This is a genomic window from Vibrio sp. ER1A (assembly GCF_000733315.1).
GTDB lineage: Bacteria > Pseudomonadota > Gammaproteobacteria > Enterobacterales > Vibrionaceae > Vibrio > Vibrio mediterranei.
Genome location: NZ_JPJA01000095.1, coordinates 224996 through 243153 on the forward strand (window position 1 = coordinate 224996; position 18158 = coordinate 243153).

Annotated in this window: 15 protein-coding genes; 3 read left to right on the forward strand and 12 right to left on the reverse strand. The window is 43.0% G+C overall.

Annotated features, from left to right (window positions below):
- The 6 genes from HW45_RS26035 to HW45_RS26060 form a co-directional block, all read right to left on the reverse strand.
- Positions 1-1703 (reverse strand): VCBS domain-containing protein (locus tag HW45_RS26035; RefSeq protein WP_038230866.1); only part of this gene is annotated, 1703 nt, incomplete at its 3' end.
- 297 nt (positions 1704-2000) lie between these two features.
- On the reverse strand, positions 2001-2492 hold the full coding sequence (locus tag HW45_RS26040) for an Lrp/AsnC family transcriptional regulator (RefSeq protein WP_006070243.1): 492 nt from the start codon (positions 2490-2492) through the stop codon (positions 2001-2003).
- Between the two features lie 122 nt (positions 2493-2614).
- On the reverse strand, positions 2615-2854 hold the full coding sequence (locus HW45_RS26045; protein ID WP_231892911.1) for a hypothetical protein: 240 nt from the start codon (positions 2852-2854) through the stop codon (positions 2615-2617).
- Positions 2855-3166: 312 nt separating this feature from the next.
- The gene (locus HW45_RS26050) at positions 3167-6223 is read right to left on the reverse strand and encodes an efflux RND transporter permease subunit (protein ID WP_038230867.1); all 3057 of its coding nucleotides are present in this window, start codon (positions 6221-6223) and stop codon (positions 3167-3169) included.
- Between the two features lie 2 nt (positions 6224-6225).
- Positions 6226-7281, reverse strand: a complete 1056-nt coding sequence (locus HW45_RS26055; RefSeq protein ID WP_038230868.1) for an efflux RND transporter periplasmic adaptor subunit — start codon at positions 7279-7281, stop codon at positions 6226-6228.
- A complete protein-coding gene (locus tag HW45_RS26060) occupies positions 7281-8354 on the reverse strand; it encodes an efflux RND transporter periplasmic adaptor subunit (RefSeq protein WP_038230869.1) in 1074 nt (357 codons plus the stop codon). Before HW45_RS26060 ends, HW45_RS26055 begins: the two co-directional genes overlap by 1 nt.
- 270 nt (positions 8355-8624) lie before the next feature.
- Between HW45_RS26060 and HW45_RS26065 the strand changes: the two genes are divergently transcribed.
- Positions 8625-9344, forward strand: a complete 720-nt coding sequence (locus HW45_RS26065; protein WP_038230871.1) for a TetR/AcrR family transcriptional regulator — start codon at positions 8625-8627, stop codon at positions 9342-9344.
- A gap of 42 nt (positions 9345-9386) precedes the next feature.
- On the opposite strand, the gene HW45_RS26070 is transcribed toward HW45_RS26065, so the two are convergent.
- Positions 9387-10328, reverse strand: coding sequence for an AEC family transporter (locus tag HW45_RS26070; protein WP_038230872.1), 942 nt, complete (start codon positions 10326-10328; stop codon positions 9387-9389).
- 386 nt (positions 10329-10714) lie between these two features.
- Here HW45_RS26070 and gatZ point away from each other — a divergent pair, with 386 nt between their 5' ends.
- Positions 10715-11977, forward strand: coding sequence for a tagatose-bisphosphate aldolase subunit GatZ (gene gatZ / locus HW45_RS26075; protein ID WP_038230873.1), 1263 nt, complete (start codon positions 10715-10717; stop codon positions 11975-11977).
- A gap of 44 nt (positions 11978-12021) precedes the next feature.
- Here the strand turns inward: gatZ and HW45_RS26080 are convergent, their stop codons facing one another.
- The 5 genes from HW45_RS26080 to HW45_RS26100 form a co-directional block, all read right to left on the reverse strand.
- The gene (locus HW45_RS26080) at positions 12022-12804 is read right to left on the reverse strand and encodes a DeoR/GlpR family DNA-binding transcription regulator (RefSeq protein WP_006070251.1); all 783 of its coding nucleotides are present in this window, start codon (positions 12802-12804) and stop codon (positions 12022-12024) included.
- Between the two features lie 104 nt (positions 12805-12908).
- Positions 12909-13934: an aldo/keto reductase gene (locus tag HW45_RS26085; protein ID WP_006070252.1), complete on the reverse strand. Its 1026-nt coding sequence runs from the start codon at positions 13932-13934 to the stop codon at positions 12909-12911.
- Between the two features lie 99 nt (positions 13935-14033).
- Positions 14034-14456 carry an L-fucose mutarotase gene (fucU, locus tag HW45_RS26090; protein ID WP_006070253.1) on the reverse strand — a complete coding sequence of 141 codons (423 nt, stop codon included), beginning with the start codon at positions 14454-14456 and terminating at the stop codon, positions 14034-14036.
- 16 nt (positions 14457-14472) lie between these two features.
- Positions 14473-15327, reverse strand: coding sequence for a tagatose-bisphosphate aldolase subunit GatY (gene gatY / locus HW45_RS26095; protein WP_038230874.1), 855 nt, complete (start codon positions 15325-15327; stop codon positions 14473-14475).
- A 4-nt stretch (positions 15328-15331) separates the two neighbouring features.
- Positions 15332-16372, reverse strand: a complete 1041-nt coding sequence (locus HW45_RS26100) for an alcohol dehydrogenase catalytic domain-containing protein (protein WP_038230875.1) — start codon at positions 16370-16372, stop codon at positions 15332-15334.
- A 171-nt stretch (positions 16373-16543) separates the two neighbouring features.
- Here HW45_RS26100 and xylB point away from each other — a divergent pair, with 171 nt between their 5' ends.
- Positions 16544-18022 carry a xylulokinase gene (gene xylB / locus HW45_RS26105; protein WP_038230876.1) on the forward strand — a complete coding sequence of 493 codons (1479 nt, stop codon included), beginning with the start codon at positions 16544-16546 and terminating at the stop codon, positions 18020-18022.
- The last annotated feature ends 136 nt before the right edge of the window (positions 18023-18158 follow it).

Consider the following 18158-nt stretch of genomic DNA (forward strand, 5'->3'; position numbering starts at 1 on the left):
GTATACGTCCACGTGCCATCTTCTTGGATACTCAAAGCGCCCCAAGTTGTGCCGACAGGAATCGCCTCTCCAGCATTGAATACCTCCTCACCAGCATCAACATCTCTAATAACCAATTTATCCGTCGCAACTAAGTTGCCAAAAAAGTTGACGTCAACATCTTCGGTTAAAGTTGCAGTTGAGCCACTCAAAACTGTAGGCAAATCATTAGTGCCAGTGATAGTAATAGTTATCGTGTCTGAACTGACCGCACCAAATTCGTCAGTTACAACCACAGGAAATGCAAGATCTATTGAATCACCAGCGTTTAACGCTTGTGTTGCTGTTGCAGTATTATCAAGAGTGAAACTCCACTGTCCGTCTTCTTGTAGAACCAGTTTTCCATATTCGCTGTTGCCATCTTGAACGGAAAATTTGAGTTGTGACCCTGCATCTACGTCTTCAGCATGTAATGTTCCCTTAGCAACTGGAGAGCCAGATTCAGTATTACCTGCAGCATCATGACCTGATTCAATGACTGAACCAGAGTTTTTGTTATTTACTGAAAACTCTGGCTTATCATTCGTCCCATTAATAGTGATTACAATCGTATCGGTTACCACCGCACCTTTATCATCGGTAACCAAAACCGTGAATTCAGATGTAGCTGTTTGACCTTCTGCTAGAGCTTGTGTAGCGGTAGAAGTGTTGTTTAGGGTATAGGTCCATTCACCAGTCTTGCTATCAATAGAGATAGAGCCGTATTGGTCAGATTGGTTAGCGACTGAATAAGCAAGAACCGAGTCGGTATCGTTATCTGTCGCAACAACTTGGCCAGTTGCAGTGTTATTTCCTGCGTCAATATCGCCGTTATCGAAGTGACCAGATTCGGTTACGCTCCCTTCCCCTGGTTCGACTATTACAGGAATATCATTGATGGAATTGATGTTGATGGCTACACCACCCGACTGGACAGAGTTTATCTCCCCACGACCATCGTCAACTGTGTAGGTAAATTGGCCAGCATCTTCACCTACGGTGTATTCCATTGGCGCATCAAATTGTAAACTTTCAAACTCAGCTTGCGTTAACTGCTGACCTAACGTAACCGGAGTGCCATCAGCGAGTGTTAGGGTACCTAATTTAGGAAGCTCTGTAACAGTGAGCGTCAGCACATCACCATTCGGATCGATGGGAAAGTCGAGGTTTAACTCACCATCTTGCGACTCTTCATCATAATTGCGTAAATCAAATACAGTAACAGGGGCAGCATTAGAGAAAATATCTAGGAGTGCATTAGTCTGGGTATCGTTAAGACTGCGAGGGTCAAGTCCTGTAGTTTCGAAGAAAGTCGCAGCTTGAACTTGCGGGTTTATCGCTTCAACGGTTGCCGCATCGGATATACTGGAGCTTAGTCCATCACCGGCCGCCGTCGCTTGATCTTCATTTTGGGTCGGGTCTTCACCGGATTCAATTTGAGCAATGATGTCTAGTGCATCTTGATCACCTTGCAGTAGACTTGAGCCAAAATCATCACTTGGAACGTCGACTTGAGCTAGCTTAATGCCCTCTAATTCATTGCTAGGCTGCTCGGCAACCTGTTCAAGCACCACGTCTCCAGGTCGGGGGGCAACCCCTTCTGGTAATACGACCAATTTTCCTTGTGAATCAAGAACTAGGGTTCCTGTGACATTCACAAGCCCCATTAATGCAGCGATACTCATGGCGAGCTCCTTTTAAAACCGACTTCACTCTGGTTAAAAGTTCAAAAAACAGTTACTTCGATACCCAAACACTACTTACTTGATATGCACTCTCGCACATTTAAGCATTATAGGTTTGTTAATCTTCATTTCTAATTTATATGCGTAATGTAAATATCAGATATTTATCGTTATATAAAATGAAATTAGAATTAAATCAGGGGTAGTCTCAAAAACGAAATACCAAAAGGTGCCTGTATAGAAAACAAGCAGTCATTTCGTTTAAAACAAGAGGATAAAGGTAATGATTTGTATGGTTTAGGTAGTGAGCGTGTCCAAAAGTTCAGGGTTAACCCCGAAGCCAGTTTTATGCTCCTCAATGACCACTTCACTGCGAGTTTGAATCACCCCCGGCAAAGTACCCAACTTGGTGGACATAAATGCCTGATAGGACTTCATATCTTTGGTGCGAACTTTGATCATTGTGTCGAAGTCACCCGACAGAGAATAACACTCTTCGATTTCAGGCATCAGTTCTACCGCTTTGGCAAACTTCTCGAAGATGGAAAAACTGGTTTGATCGAGTCGAATATGAATGAAGACTTGGACATCCAAATTCAGTTTTTCTGGATTGAGCTCCGCATGATACCCAAGAATGAAGCCTTCTTTTTCTAGTCGCTTAACCCGATCAGAACAGGGAGACGTTGTTAGATTGACCTGTTTAGCCAACTCAACAATCGGCATGCGACCTTTAAGACTGAGTATTCTTAGGATTTCTAAATCGATTTTATCTAATGCGAGCGAAGCCATTGATTTATCTCGAGCGAATGGACATTCTCTCGATTGTAAATCAATCGTTATGCATGTAAATAGACGTCAGATCACAAACTCACAACAAAACCAAAAGGTTAAACGTAGGGAGCCTGAAAAAGTTACGCTAAGTTTGCTTGCTGACTCATGACTGGTTTTGCCGCTTCTTGGTTTTGCTTATTACAAACTCGGCAATACAGCTGACGCTCTAGTTTGTAATAACCACTACCTGTGACAAGTTGAGACATTAATTGCTGGAAGCTCTGGAGCATGGAAGTACTATCATTTGGACTGCGTCGCATCACGGCTTTGTGGGCTGTATCTTTCTTGCATGCTGCGCAGTAGTTAGTTGGCATTGTCATTGTCTCCAGCTGGTCTGATCATTTCGTGACCATATTGTGTAAAAGGTCGATAGAATTACAAAACGATCATTGCAAAAAATGTGGCGGCTATTCCAAATTCTTGGTCATTATTTTGCGAATTTTTGATCAAGATTTCGAAATTAACTTACAAACCCCTCTAAAAAACCGAAAGTGTAACAAGATGCGAGCAAATTATGTCATCTTGCTGCGAAAATCACGTATCACTACTGATAATCAACAAAGTGCGCATTTGACTTACACAAAAAAGCCTACTCTTAAGAGTAGGCTCGACGCTTTAATTTCGTTAGATAGTTACTTAGCTGGTTTGATATTGAAGAAAATAGCAAACAATACTGGCACCACGATCAAAGTCAGTACCGTCGCAAATCCAAGTCCAGCCATGATCGTCACCGCCATAGAGCCAAAGAACGCATCAAACACTAGCGGGATCATCCCCAAAATAGTTGTCAAAGCAGCCATACTCACTGGACGCACACGACTCACAGCACTATCAACAATCGCTAAATACGGATCTTTGCCACTTTCCAACTCAAGATTGATCTGATCCATCAGCACAATGCCGTTTTTCAGAATCATACCGCTCAGGCTTAACAGACCAAGTAACGCCGTAAAGCTGAATGGCATATTGGATAGTAAGAGACCAAATGCGACACCAATGATCGACAGTGGAACAGTAAGCCATATCACCAAAGGCTTTTTCAATGAGTTGAATAGCAACATGGTAATAATGAACATCAACAAATAACCCATAGGCAAGGATTTGAACATCGCTTCTTGCGCATCCTTCGATGACTCATATTCGCCACCCCATTCGATCGTGTAGCCATCAGGCAGAGGCAGTGATTCTACCTGTGGCTTAACACGAGCGAATAAACTTGCTGCGGTCTCATCTCCAAGCACATCGTGGTCTGCAAGTACGGTTAATGTGCGTTTTCTATCACGACGTTGAATAATAGGTTCTTGCCAATCCAATGTAACATTGTCAATGACTTGCTCGACCGGAACATAGGTCTGAAGCATTGGGCTCCATATGGAAATATTCTGCAAAGATGCATAGTCCACACGCTCATCTTCAATTAAGCGAGTCACGATGGGTAGCATCTGAGTTCCGTCACGGAATACGCCAATGGTATTGCCACCAAATGCCAGCTGAAGTGTGTTCGATAAGTCCTCTTTAGAGATACCCAAACGACGCGCTTTCGACTCGTTGAATTGAGGGATGAGCTCTTTGGTTCTTTCACGCCAATCATGTCGAATGTTTCGCGCCCCAGGATCAGCAATCAGTACATCTTCAACTTGTACCGCAATATCACGTAGTACCTGAGGATCTGGACCTATAATACGAGCCTCGATCTTTGAAGCAGGAGACGGACCGAACTCCATTAAACGTAGCTGGAACGTTGGTGCGGCAAATTCGCTCGCTAAGTTATCATCTAACTTATGTAATAGCTCAAACATATTGTCGCGACTAGTTGCTCGAACTTGTAGCTGAGCATAGCCTTCGTAGCTCTTCTCTGGTTGATAGGTCAACATGAAGCGTTGCAGTCCTTGGCCAACCGACGTAGAGACGAACTCAACGTTATCCTGCGCTTGAATGTATTGCTCCACTTTTTCTGTTTGCTTAAGTGTCTGACGAATATCCGTTCCTTCAGGCATCCACATATCGACAAAGAACATTGGCGTATTAGATGGTGGGAAAAATGACTGTTTCACCAAACCAAACGCCATCACCGCGGCAATGAGCATTGCTACCATGCCCGCGACGGTTAACCAACGCAGCTTTAGAGCAAGTTTTAATGACCAACGGAAGACCGTGAACAAAACACCTTTATATGGGTCAGAGTCATCTGCGCTCTCGTTTTTGTCTGATTCCTTCAGCAGTAAGTCAGCCAAGAACGGAGTCAACGTTAACGCGGTAATCCAACTTAGGAACAGTGAATAACACAGAACCCAAAATAGAGACCCCATGAATTCACCAGTTGCATCCTGAGACAAACCAATAGGCGCAAATGCTGTGATCGCAATTACGGTTGCACCGAGCAGTGGCCATTGGGTTTGCTTAGCGATACCCATTGCGGCTTGCTTCTTGGTTTGGCCTTGTTTTAGCCCCACTAAAATGCCTTCTACAATCACGATGGCATTATCCACCAGCATACCCAGAGCAATAATCAACGCGCCCAGAGAAATACGATGTAGCTCGATATTATTGATACTCATCATAATGAAAGTACCAAACACCGTTAGCAGCAAAACCGCACCAATGATGATGCCGCTACGCATTCCCATGGTAAACAGCAGCACTAAAATGACGATTCCAACCGCTTGAGCAAGGCTGACTACAAAGTCTTGAACTGACTTATCTACTTCCGCCGATTGATTGTAGAAGTAATCAAGATGAATACCCGCAGGTTTGATGCTTTCTAGTGATTTCAGCTGTACATCTAACGCCTTACCAACTTCCACTACGTTAACCCCAGACGAAAATGAAATCGCCAGGTTAATAGCCGGTTTACCGTTAAACGTAATCACATTCGACGGTTTCTCTTGAATACCTTTTGAAATATCCGCGACATCTTTAAGACGAATCAAGTTTCCGGTATCACGACCATGGATAATCAGATTTTCCAATGACTCAACGGAATCTAAGCTACCGTTTGGACGAATCGCTAAGCTTTCGCCATTAATCATAATCTCGCCAGAGGAAAGCACGCTGTTTTGCTGATTAAGCAATCCCATCACCGCATTCATATCCAGGTTCAGTGCTGACAACCTTTCTAGAGACAACTCAACAAACAACATCTCTTGCTGGTCGCCTGCAATGGCCACTTTGCCTACGCCATCGACTAACTCAAGCTCTCTGCTTAAATAATCCGCATAGCGCTTAAGCTCAACATAATCATAGCCATCACCCGTGAGCATGATCATTACGCCAAACACATCACCAAAATCGTCAATGATTTGTACCGAGCTCACACCATTTGGGAGCTGCGGTTGTAGATCATTGATTTTTCGGCGCATCTCATCCCAAATCTGTGGCAACTCATCAGGACCATAGTCCATTTTCATACTAACCATGATTTGAGAAAGACCCGAAGATGATGTCGATTTGATGTTATCGATATAAGGGAGTTTGCGGATTTCTTTCTCTAATGGATACGTCAGTTCTTCTTCGACTTCCGTGGATGTTGCCCCCGGATAGGTAGAAACAATCATTGCATCTTTAATGGTAAATGCAGGGTCTTCCAAACGACCTAGATCCATAAAAGATTGCACGCCGCCGATAGCTAAAATGACTAGAAACAACCAGCTGATGACGCGGTTCTTAATTGAATATTCCGTTAAACTCATTGTTATTTATTCCCCTTGAGAGCCACTTCTTCACCATCTCTCAGTTTTCTCAAGTTAGAGCTCACCAACACGTCACCTTGGGTAACACCAGTATCAACAATCACGCCGAAACTGTTCACTTGGTCCACATGAACAGGTGTCTTAGTGACGACTCCTTCAGCATGTTTCCATACAAAGAACTCGCCTGGCTTAGTACCAGCCTCAAGCACGGTCATCGGTAGTTGATAGCCTTGGATTGAACTTAGCCCTGCTGCCACCATGTCCACGTTCACGGCAACACTCGTACCAGGAAGGATTTTCTCAGCTGGTTGAGGCATCTGTAGCCACAACTCATAAGCACGGCTTTGTGAATCTGGTTCGCTAGAGTGCTCCAAATAGGTCATGCTGTAGCTTTGATCTACACCAGAAAAATAGGCTCTTGGCTGATAGGCATTTTTCTGAGCCTGTGGAGTAATCGATGCAAGAATGTAGTCCGACAAACTGATTTTCACGTACACTTTGTCGTCTTGATAGATAGACACTACGGTCTCACCCGCTCCAACATTCTCAAAACGCTCTTTATCCACACTCGCGACCACGCCTGCAAAAGGAGCCTTCAAGTTGGTATATTGAATCTGATGTTGAATGTTCTGATACTGCGCTTTCGCAAGCTGCTTGTTGGACGTTAATTCATCCAGCTCAGAGCTAGAGATCATGTCTCTTGAAAATAATTCCGCACCACGACGCAATTGCTTGGTCGCTAGCTCGTATTGTGCTTGTGCATCACGGTACTGCTGCTGAAGTTTTTGGTCATCAAGCTTTGCGACAACTTGACCTTTCTTCACCGATTGACCGGACTTCACGAGTAAGTGTGAGATTTCGCCTTGAATACGGAACGCCAGATTGGTCTGTTCTGCTGTGACCACTTGGCCACGAAATTCGCGATATTGCTGTTCAACAGGCTTTTTGACTTCAATCGTCTCCACCTGCAAAGGTGCTCGCTCACGTACTGTGATATCTGAATAGCAGCCTTGCAATGCAAGCGCAGCTAAGCCTAATGCTAATATTGACTTTTTCACTAGATACCACCCTCACGAGTCCATAATTTGACTTGCTGTCCTTCGGCTAAGTTTGCCGCACCAGCCACAACAATTTGGTCGCCTTGTTGTAAACCAGCCGTCACATCACCTTTTTCATTAAGCGAAAGCTGAATTTGATGAACTTGACGGGTCGCAGGGTCAAAGCGCCAAACCTTACCGCTGGTTTCGTTCTGGTTAATCCAAGCGGCAACAGGCAAAGAAAACGCACGTTCTGTGGTTTCACTTTGTATATGTACTTGGCCCGACATGCCTGCGAGTACATTGATATTTTCTGGCTTAGTGATTTTTACTGACGCCGCATAGCTATTGGTATCAAGATCAGGCTGCATCGCAATCTCTCTAAAGGATGCTTCAATACGTTGATTACGGTGGCTATCTAACGTGACGAAAAAGTGCTGATGCTTAAGCTCATCAAGCGTCATATTCTTCACTTCAGTGACAGGAATGGCGAACGTCACGTCTAAATCTTGGCTACTAATTAGATTCAGAATGGGTTGCTTGGCACCGACCACTTCGTATGGTTTTTGGTGAGTAACGGACACCACACCATCAAACGGAGCGATAATTTGTGTGTAGCCTAAATCCGCCTTAGCTTGCTCAAGTGACGCCTGTGCAGCCTTAAACTGTGTTTCATTGCGATCAAAGGCATCGGCACTGATAAGCTTCTTAGCAAATAACTGCTGGGCACGTTTTAGTTGCGACTGTGCGAGATCAAACTCAGCTTGACGAGCATCCAGGGCCACTTGATAGTCCGTTGGGTCAAGTGTCGCTAGAATTTCACCCGCTCTCACCGCTTCACCCATCTTCACATCTATCGAAGATATTTGTCCTGCTACCTGAAACGATAGCTGTGCTCGGTCTGTGGCATCCACTTGCGCTAAGTAACTGCTCACCGGCGAGAAATTCAACTCTGGAACTTCGACCACTTTAACCGGCTTGATCACGGGTTCATTGATTTCCGACTGTGCTTGATTACAACCGGTCAGGCCGATGGCCGCCAGTAAAGGCAAGACCATCAAACCACTAGTTTTGAATAGACGATGGGTTTTCATAATAATTATCCCAAATTATATTTTACACTTGTGCAGTTAATTACTTTACAAGTGTGCAGTATAAGTATAATTTGAAAGAGATCAATAGATATTGCACGCGTGTGCAGTATAATATTTAAGACTAACTTTATCGCTTTTAGTTATATGAAGAAGTCGTGACATTAACTCAGTAAATTTACTGCTCTTGATGACAGGATTGATGAGAATCTTGTCGTCGAGCACACTATTGCAGTACTCTGTATAGGATTGATTGAATTTAGAAGGTATCGAGTGGAAAAGAAAAAAGGTCGTCGCAGCGCAACGGCAGCGGAAGAGACGAAAAACCTGATCATGACGGTCGCAGCAGAAATGTTTTGTGAGCTAGGCTATGAGCGTGTATCCATACGCAATATTAGTGAGCGCGCAGGCGTCTCTCATAGTTTGATTCGTCACCACTTCGGTAGCAAAGAACAAATTTGGTATGGCATCAGCGACCACCTTCACGCGTATATGCAAAAGTACATTCGTTATCTTCTCGATCAGCTTCCAGAAGACACTCCCGCGAATGTAAAAGTCTACCGTTTTGCTGTAGGTATGTTGGCTCACTGCATTGTCATTCCCCAACCGATCCAACTTATCGCAGACGCAATGCGTCAAGAAAATGAATTCTTCGACTACTTTATTGATAGCACCGGAGAAATTGAGAGCATCGTGTTCAAGTTGGTTGATGACTACAATGCAAATTCCCCACAAACTCCACTCATTATGCATGAGCTGAAGTGGAAACTGATGATGTTCGCCCACGGTTCTGCTTGTATGCTTCCAATGCTCAAAGAAACATGGTCACAGGAAACCACAGATCTGGATGAATGTTTGGTCAAACACTGGTCGCTGTTCGAAGCACAAGTTGCAAATGAATTGTCTATAGGTGAACAAGACCGTTTGAAGCCGAAAAAGATCGATGAGCTTGTTTATCAAGTTGAATGTGATTGGGGTGAGTGTCCAAGGTAATTGTGCATGTATGCTGTGGATTGAGGGTTAAACTACGATCTCTCATCCACTCCAGGAAACTAAGAAATAAAACGTGCCTACAACAAGTGACATAAAGTATGTCACGATCCAACATGTATTCGCCACCGCCGTGTTCAAACCATACAGCCTAGCAGGTAATACCCCGATAAAGCCACAAGGCATGCAGGCTAGCATGATACAAAGCGGCAGCAAGACTCCGCTAGCTGCACTCCAGATATCCAAAGACCAAAAAGCAAATAAGACAAATAGAACACCAAACGCAATCCTTGTCATAGACGCAGTTATCGCAATTCTAGCCCACTTTCTCGAACCAGCAAGATGAAAAGTTAGTCCAGCGGCAAATACAAGTAACAAGCTACCAAGTGGTATAAGCCATTGACTAACATCTGACAAAATGGAAGGTCGACGTACATCGGTAACAGACAAGAGTAATCCCGTACATAAAGCACTGACAGACACCACGAAAACAGGATTACGCCAAAAATGATGAGCTTTGTCACCCATTGTTTTTCCCTGCGCGCGACAGTAAGGAAATATCAAGCCAAAATAGATCGCTTCTTCAAATAACTTGAATAGCGCAAGCAAGGCCACACCATCTTCACCAAAAAACACAAAGGCAAACAACGCACCTAAAGCACCAATATTGTAGAAACTGGTAGTGGGGAGTAAGGAGGCAAAATCAATCCGCGATAAAGAGAAAATACGAGAAATGAAGATAGCTGTTACTGCACCAGAGCCAATAACTCCAACTCCCAGCAACGGCACAATCAGTAACTCAGTATCTACACCACTCAACTGCCACAAAGAGTTAATGACGGCAAAAGGAATAATGAGTAGTAGCGATGATTGACTCGCCAATGACCTTAAAGCCTCTGAGCGTGTCGGCGCATAGTGCTGAATAAGCATTCCCACAAAAAAGCTGACACCTATAAGAACCAGCATAATTATTAGTTGCTGAACCACAAAATCTCCTCGACAAAATCCGTATCGCCTACAAACCCTTGAACTATGGCAACAACTCCAGTTAACAAGCAAAGGCTATATTATCACTCTGTAAACTCTGGAAGTGCGCAATATTGTTAGCTGATGAGCTCACCGCAAACTATTTTTAACTTCCCTTAACAATACAAAATCGAAACCAAAAGAAACATAACGGAATCAAAAAATCAGAGAAAAATGGTATCCCACTTAGTAAAAACCTTATAAACACTACTAGTATCACATAAACTTTCGAATTCGTAAATAATCGAAGACATTCGGTTGATTTTGAATTATCATTAGTAGAGATATCAATCAGCGATATAGCGTCGCTGAAAGACGGAATAGATAATTTTAACTGGAGATTAGCTGTGAAAGAACTCGTAAGATCACACAAGGAAGACAATCAGAAGTTGGGCATTTACTCCGTATGTTCAGCTCACCCATTAGTCATTGAAGCTGCACTAAAATACGAACTTACGTCGGGAAAGCAAGTATTGATCGAAGCAACATCAAACCAGGTGAATCAATTTGGTGGTTATACGGGAATGCACCCGAAAGACTTCGTAAACTACGTTCATGATATTGCAATTAAAGTCGGTTTCCCCATCGAGCGAATCATTCTCGGTGGTGACCACTTAGGTCCAAACTGTTGGCAGCAGGAGAGTGCAAGCTCTGCTATGGCAAAATCCCTAGAGCTAATCAAAGCGTATGTGGAAGCAGGGTTTACAAAAATACACCTAGATGCCTCAATGTCTTGTGCTGACGATGATATCCCTCTCGACCCTATGATTGTCGCAAAACGGTCAGCCGAAATGTGTAAAGTAGCAGAAACGCATATTGCTCCTGAGCTAAAATCAAAACTCACCTACGTAATTGGTACAGAGGTGCCTGTTCCTGGAGGAGAAGCTACTGAAATCGAAACCGTACATGTAAGTAAGCTCACTGATATCCGAAATACCATTGACACTCATGTCACAGCTTTTGAAGCTCTGGGAATTAGCGAAGCATTGAGTAGAGTAATCGCGGTCGTAGTTCAGCCGGGGGTAGAATTTGATCACAGCAAAGTCATTCGATTTAAAAAAGAGAAAGCTTCTGAGATTTCCAGCTTTATAGAAGGCACTCCATGGCTTTACGAAGCACATTCAACCGACTATCAAACCCAAGAACACCTTAGCGATTTAGTAGAAAACCATTTCGCTATCCTAAAAGTTGGACCAGCTCTCACGTTTGCTTTACGTGAAGCACTATTTGCTCTAGCCGAAATGGAAACAGAAATAGTATCAATAGAACAAAGCAGTCGCTTCAAAAAAGTGGTTGATGATGTTCTCCTAGATGAACCTAAATACTGGAAGTCATACTATGGTGATAAACACTCGACAATCATTAACAACCTCCACTACAGCTTCTCAGATCGTATCCGCTACTACTGGTCTGAGCCACGGATTCAAAACGCATTTAACCTGTTAATTAGCAACCTAAGAGCAAACCCAATTCCGTTGTCTATGCTCAGTCAATATATGCCGAAACAATATCAAAAAGTTAGCGAAGGAATCATTGACCTAGAACCAACAACGTTGGTGATCGACAAAATTCAAGAAGTAGTAGAGATGTACTCCAAAGCGTGTGAGTAAAACTAAAAAGGCCAGCAATGCTGGCCTTTTTAAGAACATAAGCATTAATCAACAACGATTACTTCCAACCCAATATTTTCAAACTTTCTTTTAGTATCAGCTGGAATACCGCTATCAGTCACTAAGGTGTCTATCTGAGAAGCATCTAGGACCTTGTTGAAACCAATACGCCCTAATTTAGCAGAATCAACGACTGCAACGACCTTTTGAACACAAGATGCCATTACACCAGTAATAGCGTATCCCTCATTAAAAGTCGTGATACCCTTCTCGGGGTCAATACCATCAGCTCCCACAAAAAGTACATCTGCCTGAACACCATTTAAGCACTGTTCCGCTTGGTATCCATGAAGGGATTTCGTTTTGCTGCGATATGTTCCACCAACAATAACTAGAGTCGTATCTGGTGCTTCTAATAATTCTGATGAAGCCGCCAGATTATTCGTGATAATAGTATACCCGCCTTCCTTAGCGAGGCATTTGGCAACAAGATGCGTGGTACTGCCACTATCAATGATAATGGAATCACCTTTTCTAACGAGACCAGCGGCCACACAAGCAATTCTTTCTTTGGAGTCTGAATTTAATTGATATCGATTGTCGATTTGCACTTCATCTTCATACTCTTGTTGAGTAAGAGGGAGGGATTCAATCGACTGTGCTCCGCCAAAGAAACGTTTTAATTTGCCCTGATTTTCCAAAAACTTCAGATCCGAGCGAAGTGTAACTTCAGAAGTATCAAATAATACTGATAACTCTTTAACAGCAACCTGGCCATCTTTTTTAAGGAGCTCGAGTATCTTTTCTCTACGGTTTAACGGGTTCATGCGTTCCTCACTCTACAACTTCGAAACAACGTGGCGGCTCACATTGCGAAAAACATCAATGGTATTTGAAAGATTCCGCAATGTAAATGATATATAAATACAAACTATGCGGAAATATTACCATCTAAATCCCACAATTGTTCCCAGCTATCAGCGCCTTCCCATAAAAAAACTTGGCCTTTAATCAAACGGTTATTAGCATCAATTCTTGATATTGCTTCCAATTCTTCCGCCGTTAATGGATTTTCAGTTACACATTTCAGGTTTGAGACATACTGATCTTCGGCAACAGAGAAAGGTATTGGTACATGGCCTCGCTGAACTGCCCATTTGATACAGACAATCGCAGGATGAACCCCCAAGCGCTCAGCTGCAGCAACAATAACTGGATTCTCAATATCCACGAGGTCTTCCGCCGTTTTATCACGCTCAGGTCTTGTTGGAGATCCAATCGGACAAAATCCCACAGGCACTACATCGTTATTAATCATGTAGTTATATAATTCTTCTTGCTGAAATAATGGGTGACATTCCATCTCATTAACTGCAGGTTTTATTCTTGCATCCCTGATTAACAACGCCATTTTTGCTATGGTCATATTCGACGTACCAATCGCCTTAACCAGTCCCATTTCAACAAGTTGCTCCATTTGACGCCATGTTTTCATAAAGTCTTCATGGATATATGGCTTAGCATCTGGACTACGAGAGTCTCCGTCACAGCCAATAGGGTGGAAATTTGGAAACGGCCAATGAACCATATAAAGATCGAGATAATCTACTTGAAGGTCTTTCAAAGTCTTCTTACATGCATTTATGACATCATCATGTTGGTCATTCCAAACTTTCGAGTTTATGAAAAATTCCTCACGCTCAATACCGAAGTCATTCATTGCGCGTTTAAGAACATCACCAATCTGATCCTCATTCCCATAGATAGAGGCACAATCCAAGAATCGATACCCTGCCTTTATGGCACCATAAACTGCCTGCGATACTTCTTCAGGCCCAAAACGATCTGAACCAAAAGTTCCGAGTCCAACCGCCGGCATTTTTTGACCCGTATACAGTGTTTTAGTTGGTACTTTATCTATATCAACTGTCGGCTGGTATGAATATGCTACTGTCATTGCTATGTTCTCCATGCTCAATCTGAGCTCAATATCAATTTTGTAAAGGCATTGCCGATTGGTCTTTGTTGACTGTCGACCTGCGATTAAGGTTTGCGTCTAAAGAATAGGGGTTACACCTTTCTTCAATATAATATTGCCGTACTTTCGAGTGGTTCCGGTTACTACAATACACTTTGCGGACTTCGCTCTCTCATAGAAAGCAAATCTATCAATAAATGAGATCTCGGTATTATTCGGAAGCTTCGAAGTATATTCTTCAATTAACCCTGGTGGGTGAACATCATCTCCAACTGTCGCCATCATTACGACTTTGTCCGGTACATATTGGTCGAGCTCAATCAAAGGGATAACCGCCTCAACAAGGTCTGACACTTCACACCCTCTAGCCTGCAATACATAGTCTCCACATGAATAGGCTGGAAAATGAATGTCTGAGAAAACAATTTCGTCACCATGTCCCATTTTAGCGAGAATAAAAAGTAGCTCTGGTTCAACGATAGGATTGATATTTTTCAACATTTTTGACTCCTTATCTTTAGATTCGACCTGCACTTCCACAAATATCAATTTTCTGGCGAATAACTCGTGCCATCGCCTTTTTCGCTTCAATGTTATATACCCTAGGGTCATTAACAGTAGGATCGTCCTCAAAAACAGCTTTTAGAGTATCGGCATAGGCAATTTTAAGTTCCGTTGCTACGTTGACTTTACATATCCCCATAGACACGCAACGCGAAACATCATCTGAAGGCACTCCTGATGCTCCATGCAACACTAAAGGAATGGAAACTCGGCTGGCTATATCTCTGAGTCGTTCAAAATCTAGCTTCGGTGTTTCCTTATAAAGGCCATGTGCAGTACCAATAGCAATAGCTAAAGAATCAATGCCAGTGCGATTTGCAAAATCAAATGCTTGTACGGGGTCAGTGTAGGGTTCATCCACGGAGTCAATGATAAGGTCATCCTCTTGTCCCACTAATTGACCAAGTTCAGCCTCCACTGATGCTCCATAGCGATGACAAAGAGCGACAACTTTTCGAGTAATTTCGATGTTTTCTTCGAATGGAGCATGGGAGCCATCTACCATCGCCGAACGTATGCCGGCTTTTACCTTGTATTCGATATCTTCAAAAGAAGTATGGTGGTCTAGGTGCAAAGCTACTTGCATACCTCGGTCTTTTGCTGCAGCTTCTACCAAAGCCACTAATTCAGGTGTACCCGCGTACTGATACGTAGATGGCGTTCCTGCAAGAATAACCGGAGAGTCCATCTCTTTAGCAGTGTCTAAAACGCAATGAACAGACTCTAAGTTATGTATATTAAAAGCTGGGATTGCATAGCCTGATTTTTGAGCTTGCTCAAGCAAGTATTTGGTATGAATTAGAGTCATTATCTTAGCTCCACTTTAAAAGTATTTTGCCATCTGGGCTTTTGCCGTTCAGCGCTTCGACGCGTTTAACGAACTCTGAAGGTTCATACACGCCATCTAATAGTGATTGGGTATCAATAAGATTTTTAGAGAAAAGCTCACGAGCCACTTCCCACTCTTTTCCAGGATAGGGAGCGGAATAATTCATCCAACTTCCAAAAAGTGTCAGTTCTTTTCTGAGAATTTGTCCAAACTGCTGGTGAGTAAGAGTTAAGTCCTGATGGAGAGTACCAATTAAAGCAACAGTCGCTCTCGGGCTCGCGATGCTTAAACACTGTTTGACAGAAGCTGGACTACCTGCAGTTTCCAAAATCAGTTGATGCTCTCCAGCAAAAGGAAGCGATTGCATTTGTTCGCGAATATCTTTGTCCAGTGAATTGAAACAATAATCCGCACCCAGTGATTTAGCTTTTGAAAGTTTCTCATCCGCTATATCGATCGCCGTAACAGTGGCAGCTCCCATTGCTTTTACGGCCTGCACCGCCAGTAAACCAATAGTACCAACACCTACCACCACCACATCTTTACCCTCAACGCCACCAGCCATCAGGATAGGGTGAAGGCTAACTGTTAATGGTTCGAAGAAAGCACCTTGAATTGATGACACAGACTCATCGAGCAAGAAACAACATTGCTCGGGAACCTCTACAAACTCGGCGTTTCCGCCTTGTGCACGCGATCCTATAAAGCTGTAATCACTGCACAAGCTATATCGGCCATTCATACACTGAGGGCAACTGCCACATGGGACTAAAGGAGCACATGAAATTCTATCTCCGTTTTTTAGTTGACGGACCCCTTCTCCAACTTCTACGACTTCCCCAGAAAATTCGTGTCCCAGTACAATCGGATAGAAATGGGCCCCATCATCGAAAATTCTTGGCAAATCAGAACCACACAACCCAGAGACGTGCACCTTCACAAGAACCGAACTTTTTTTCAAAGTAGGTTTTGAAATTTGGGCTATCTCAAGTTTATTGTTCGATTTAACAGCAATACTAAGCATCTCAATACCTTTTCATTAAATCAGTTTCAGAATCTTACATGTATCTTTCGAATGCTTATGATTTTATGTATTATGTGTTACGGATTTCAATTGAAAGTTTCGATTTTCGTCTACTTTACATGTATTGTTTGTGTTAGATCACAAATCGAACAAATTAGAAAGGATTAGAAAATGTTTATTGGTATCGATTGTGGCACTCAAGGAACGAAGGCGATCATTTGGCAAGATGGTGGCATTTTGGGACAGGGCTACACTCCACATTCAACAATAATGGAACAATTGGGACAAAGAGAGCAAAGACCAGAAGAATGGTTTGATGCCCTCATAGCTTCTATCGACAAAGCATTTAAGGGGATCGAGCAACATAAAAAAGCGATAAAGGGTATTGGGATTTCAGGTCAACAACATGGTTTGGTGTTATTAGACCAAAACGATCAAGTGATTAGAGACGCTTTGCTCTGGTGTGATACAAGACCTCAAGCTGCTCTCAGCGCATTTACACAAACCCATGACCTTAACTTAGTAGAGAAATTAGGCATTCAAGTTCCCGTGGCATTTTCGTTAGGTAAGCTATTGTGGGTAAAGGAGAATGACCCAATTAGCTTTCGCAGGATCCACAAAATGATGCTACCGCATGACTACCTTAATTGGTGTCTAACTGGTCGTTTTACTGTAGAGCCGGGCGATGCCTCTGGAACAGGCTGGTTTGATACAGTTTCGAAGTCAATGAGTGAAGATCTACTTACCCTTATCAAGTTCAATAATGAATTAGCGCAACCTGACATCTTGCAATCCCAAGAAATAGTAGGAACACTGCACCCTTCTATAGCTGAGAGACTTGGGTTAAATGCCAATGTCATAGTTTCCTCAGGAGGAGGAGACAATATGATGGCAGCCATAGGGACGGGTAATGTTGGAAGTGGGCAGCTAACTATTAGTTTAGGCACATCTGGTACCCTTTTTTCACACAGTTTCGAGCAAGTAGATAGTAGTGAACACAAAGATTTAAACGCATTTTGCTCTTCGACAAATGGTTATTTACCGCTCGCTAGCACCATGAACGTCACCACTGCAAACAACCAGATTCTTAACCTTGTTAACGGTGATATCAGTGAGTTCGATACCCTACTCGAATCAAGTCCTATTGGCGCTGACGGCCTTACCTGTTTGCCGTTTTTTAACGGAGCTCGCCTACCAAATGTACCTAATGCAAGTGGCGCTCTTCTAGGCATTACGGCTACTAACCTCACACCAGAAAACCTACTCAAAGCCACTGTCGAGGCTGTTACTTTTAATCTACGACTAGGAGCTAATGTGCTAGAAAACGCGGGCGTAAAATTTAGTAAAGCTTGTGTGATAGGTGGAGGGGCAAAGAGCAAAATATGGCGACAACTTATATCGGACGTAACCAATCTACCACTTTGGTGTCCAATTTCGACCGAAGCAGCAGCCGTAGGTGCTGCCATTCAAGCATGTTGGGCTCATGAAAACCTTTATCAACCTACTCAGATAACGGACATATGTTCGAATACGCTTGAGGTAGATGAGGAAAAGTCTGTCACACCAATTGCGAAAAACGTTCAAACCTACCGGACAATAGCAGAATCATACCAATACCACCTGAGCCGTCATATGGCTCAATTTGTCTAGTTCCTTATGTCACGTTACGGGTGGCACTCGCCACTCGTAATTATTTGAAAGCAAAAAAGCCTAACTCACTTTCATATCTCTCTTAGTCCTAAAAACATACCTACTATCTAGTCATTGCTAATAACAAATAATTTAT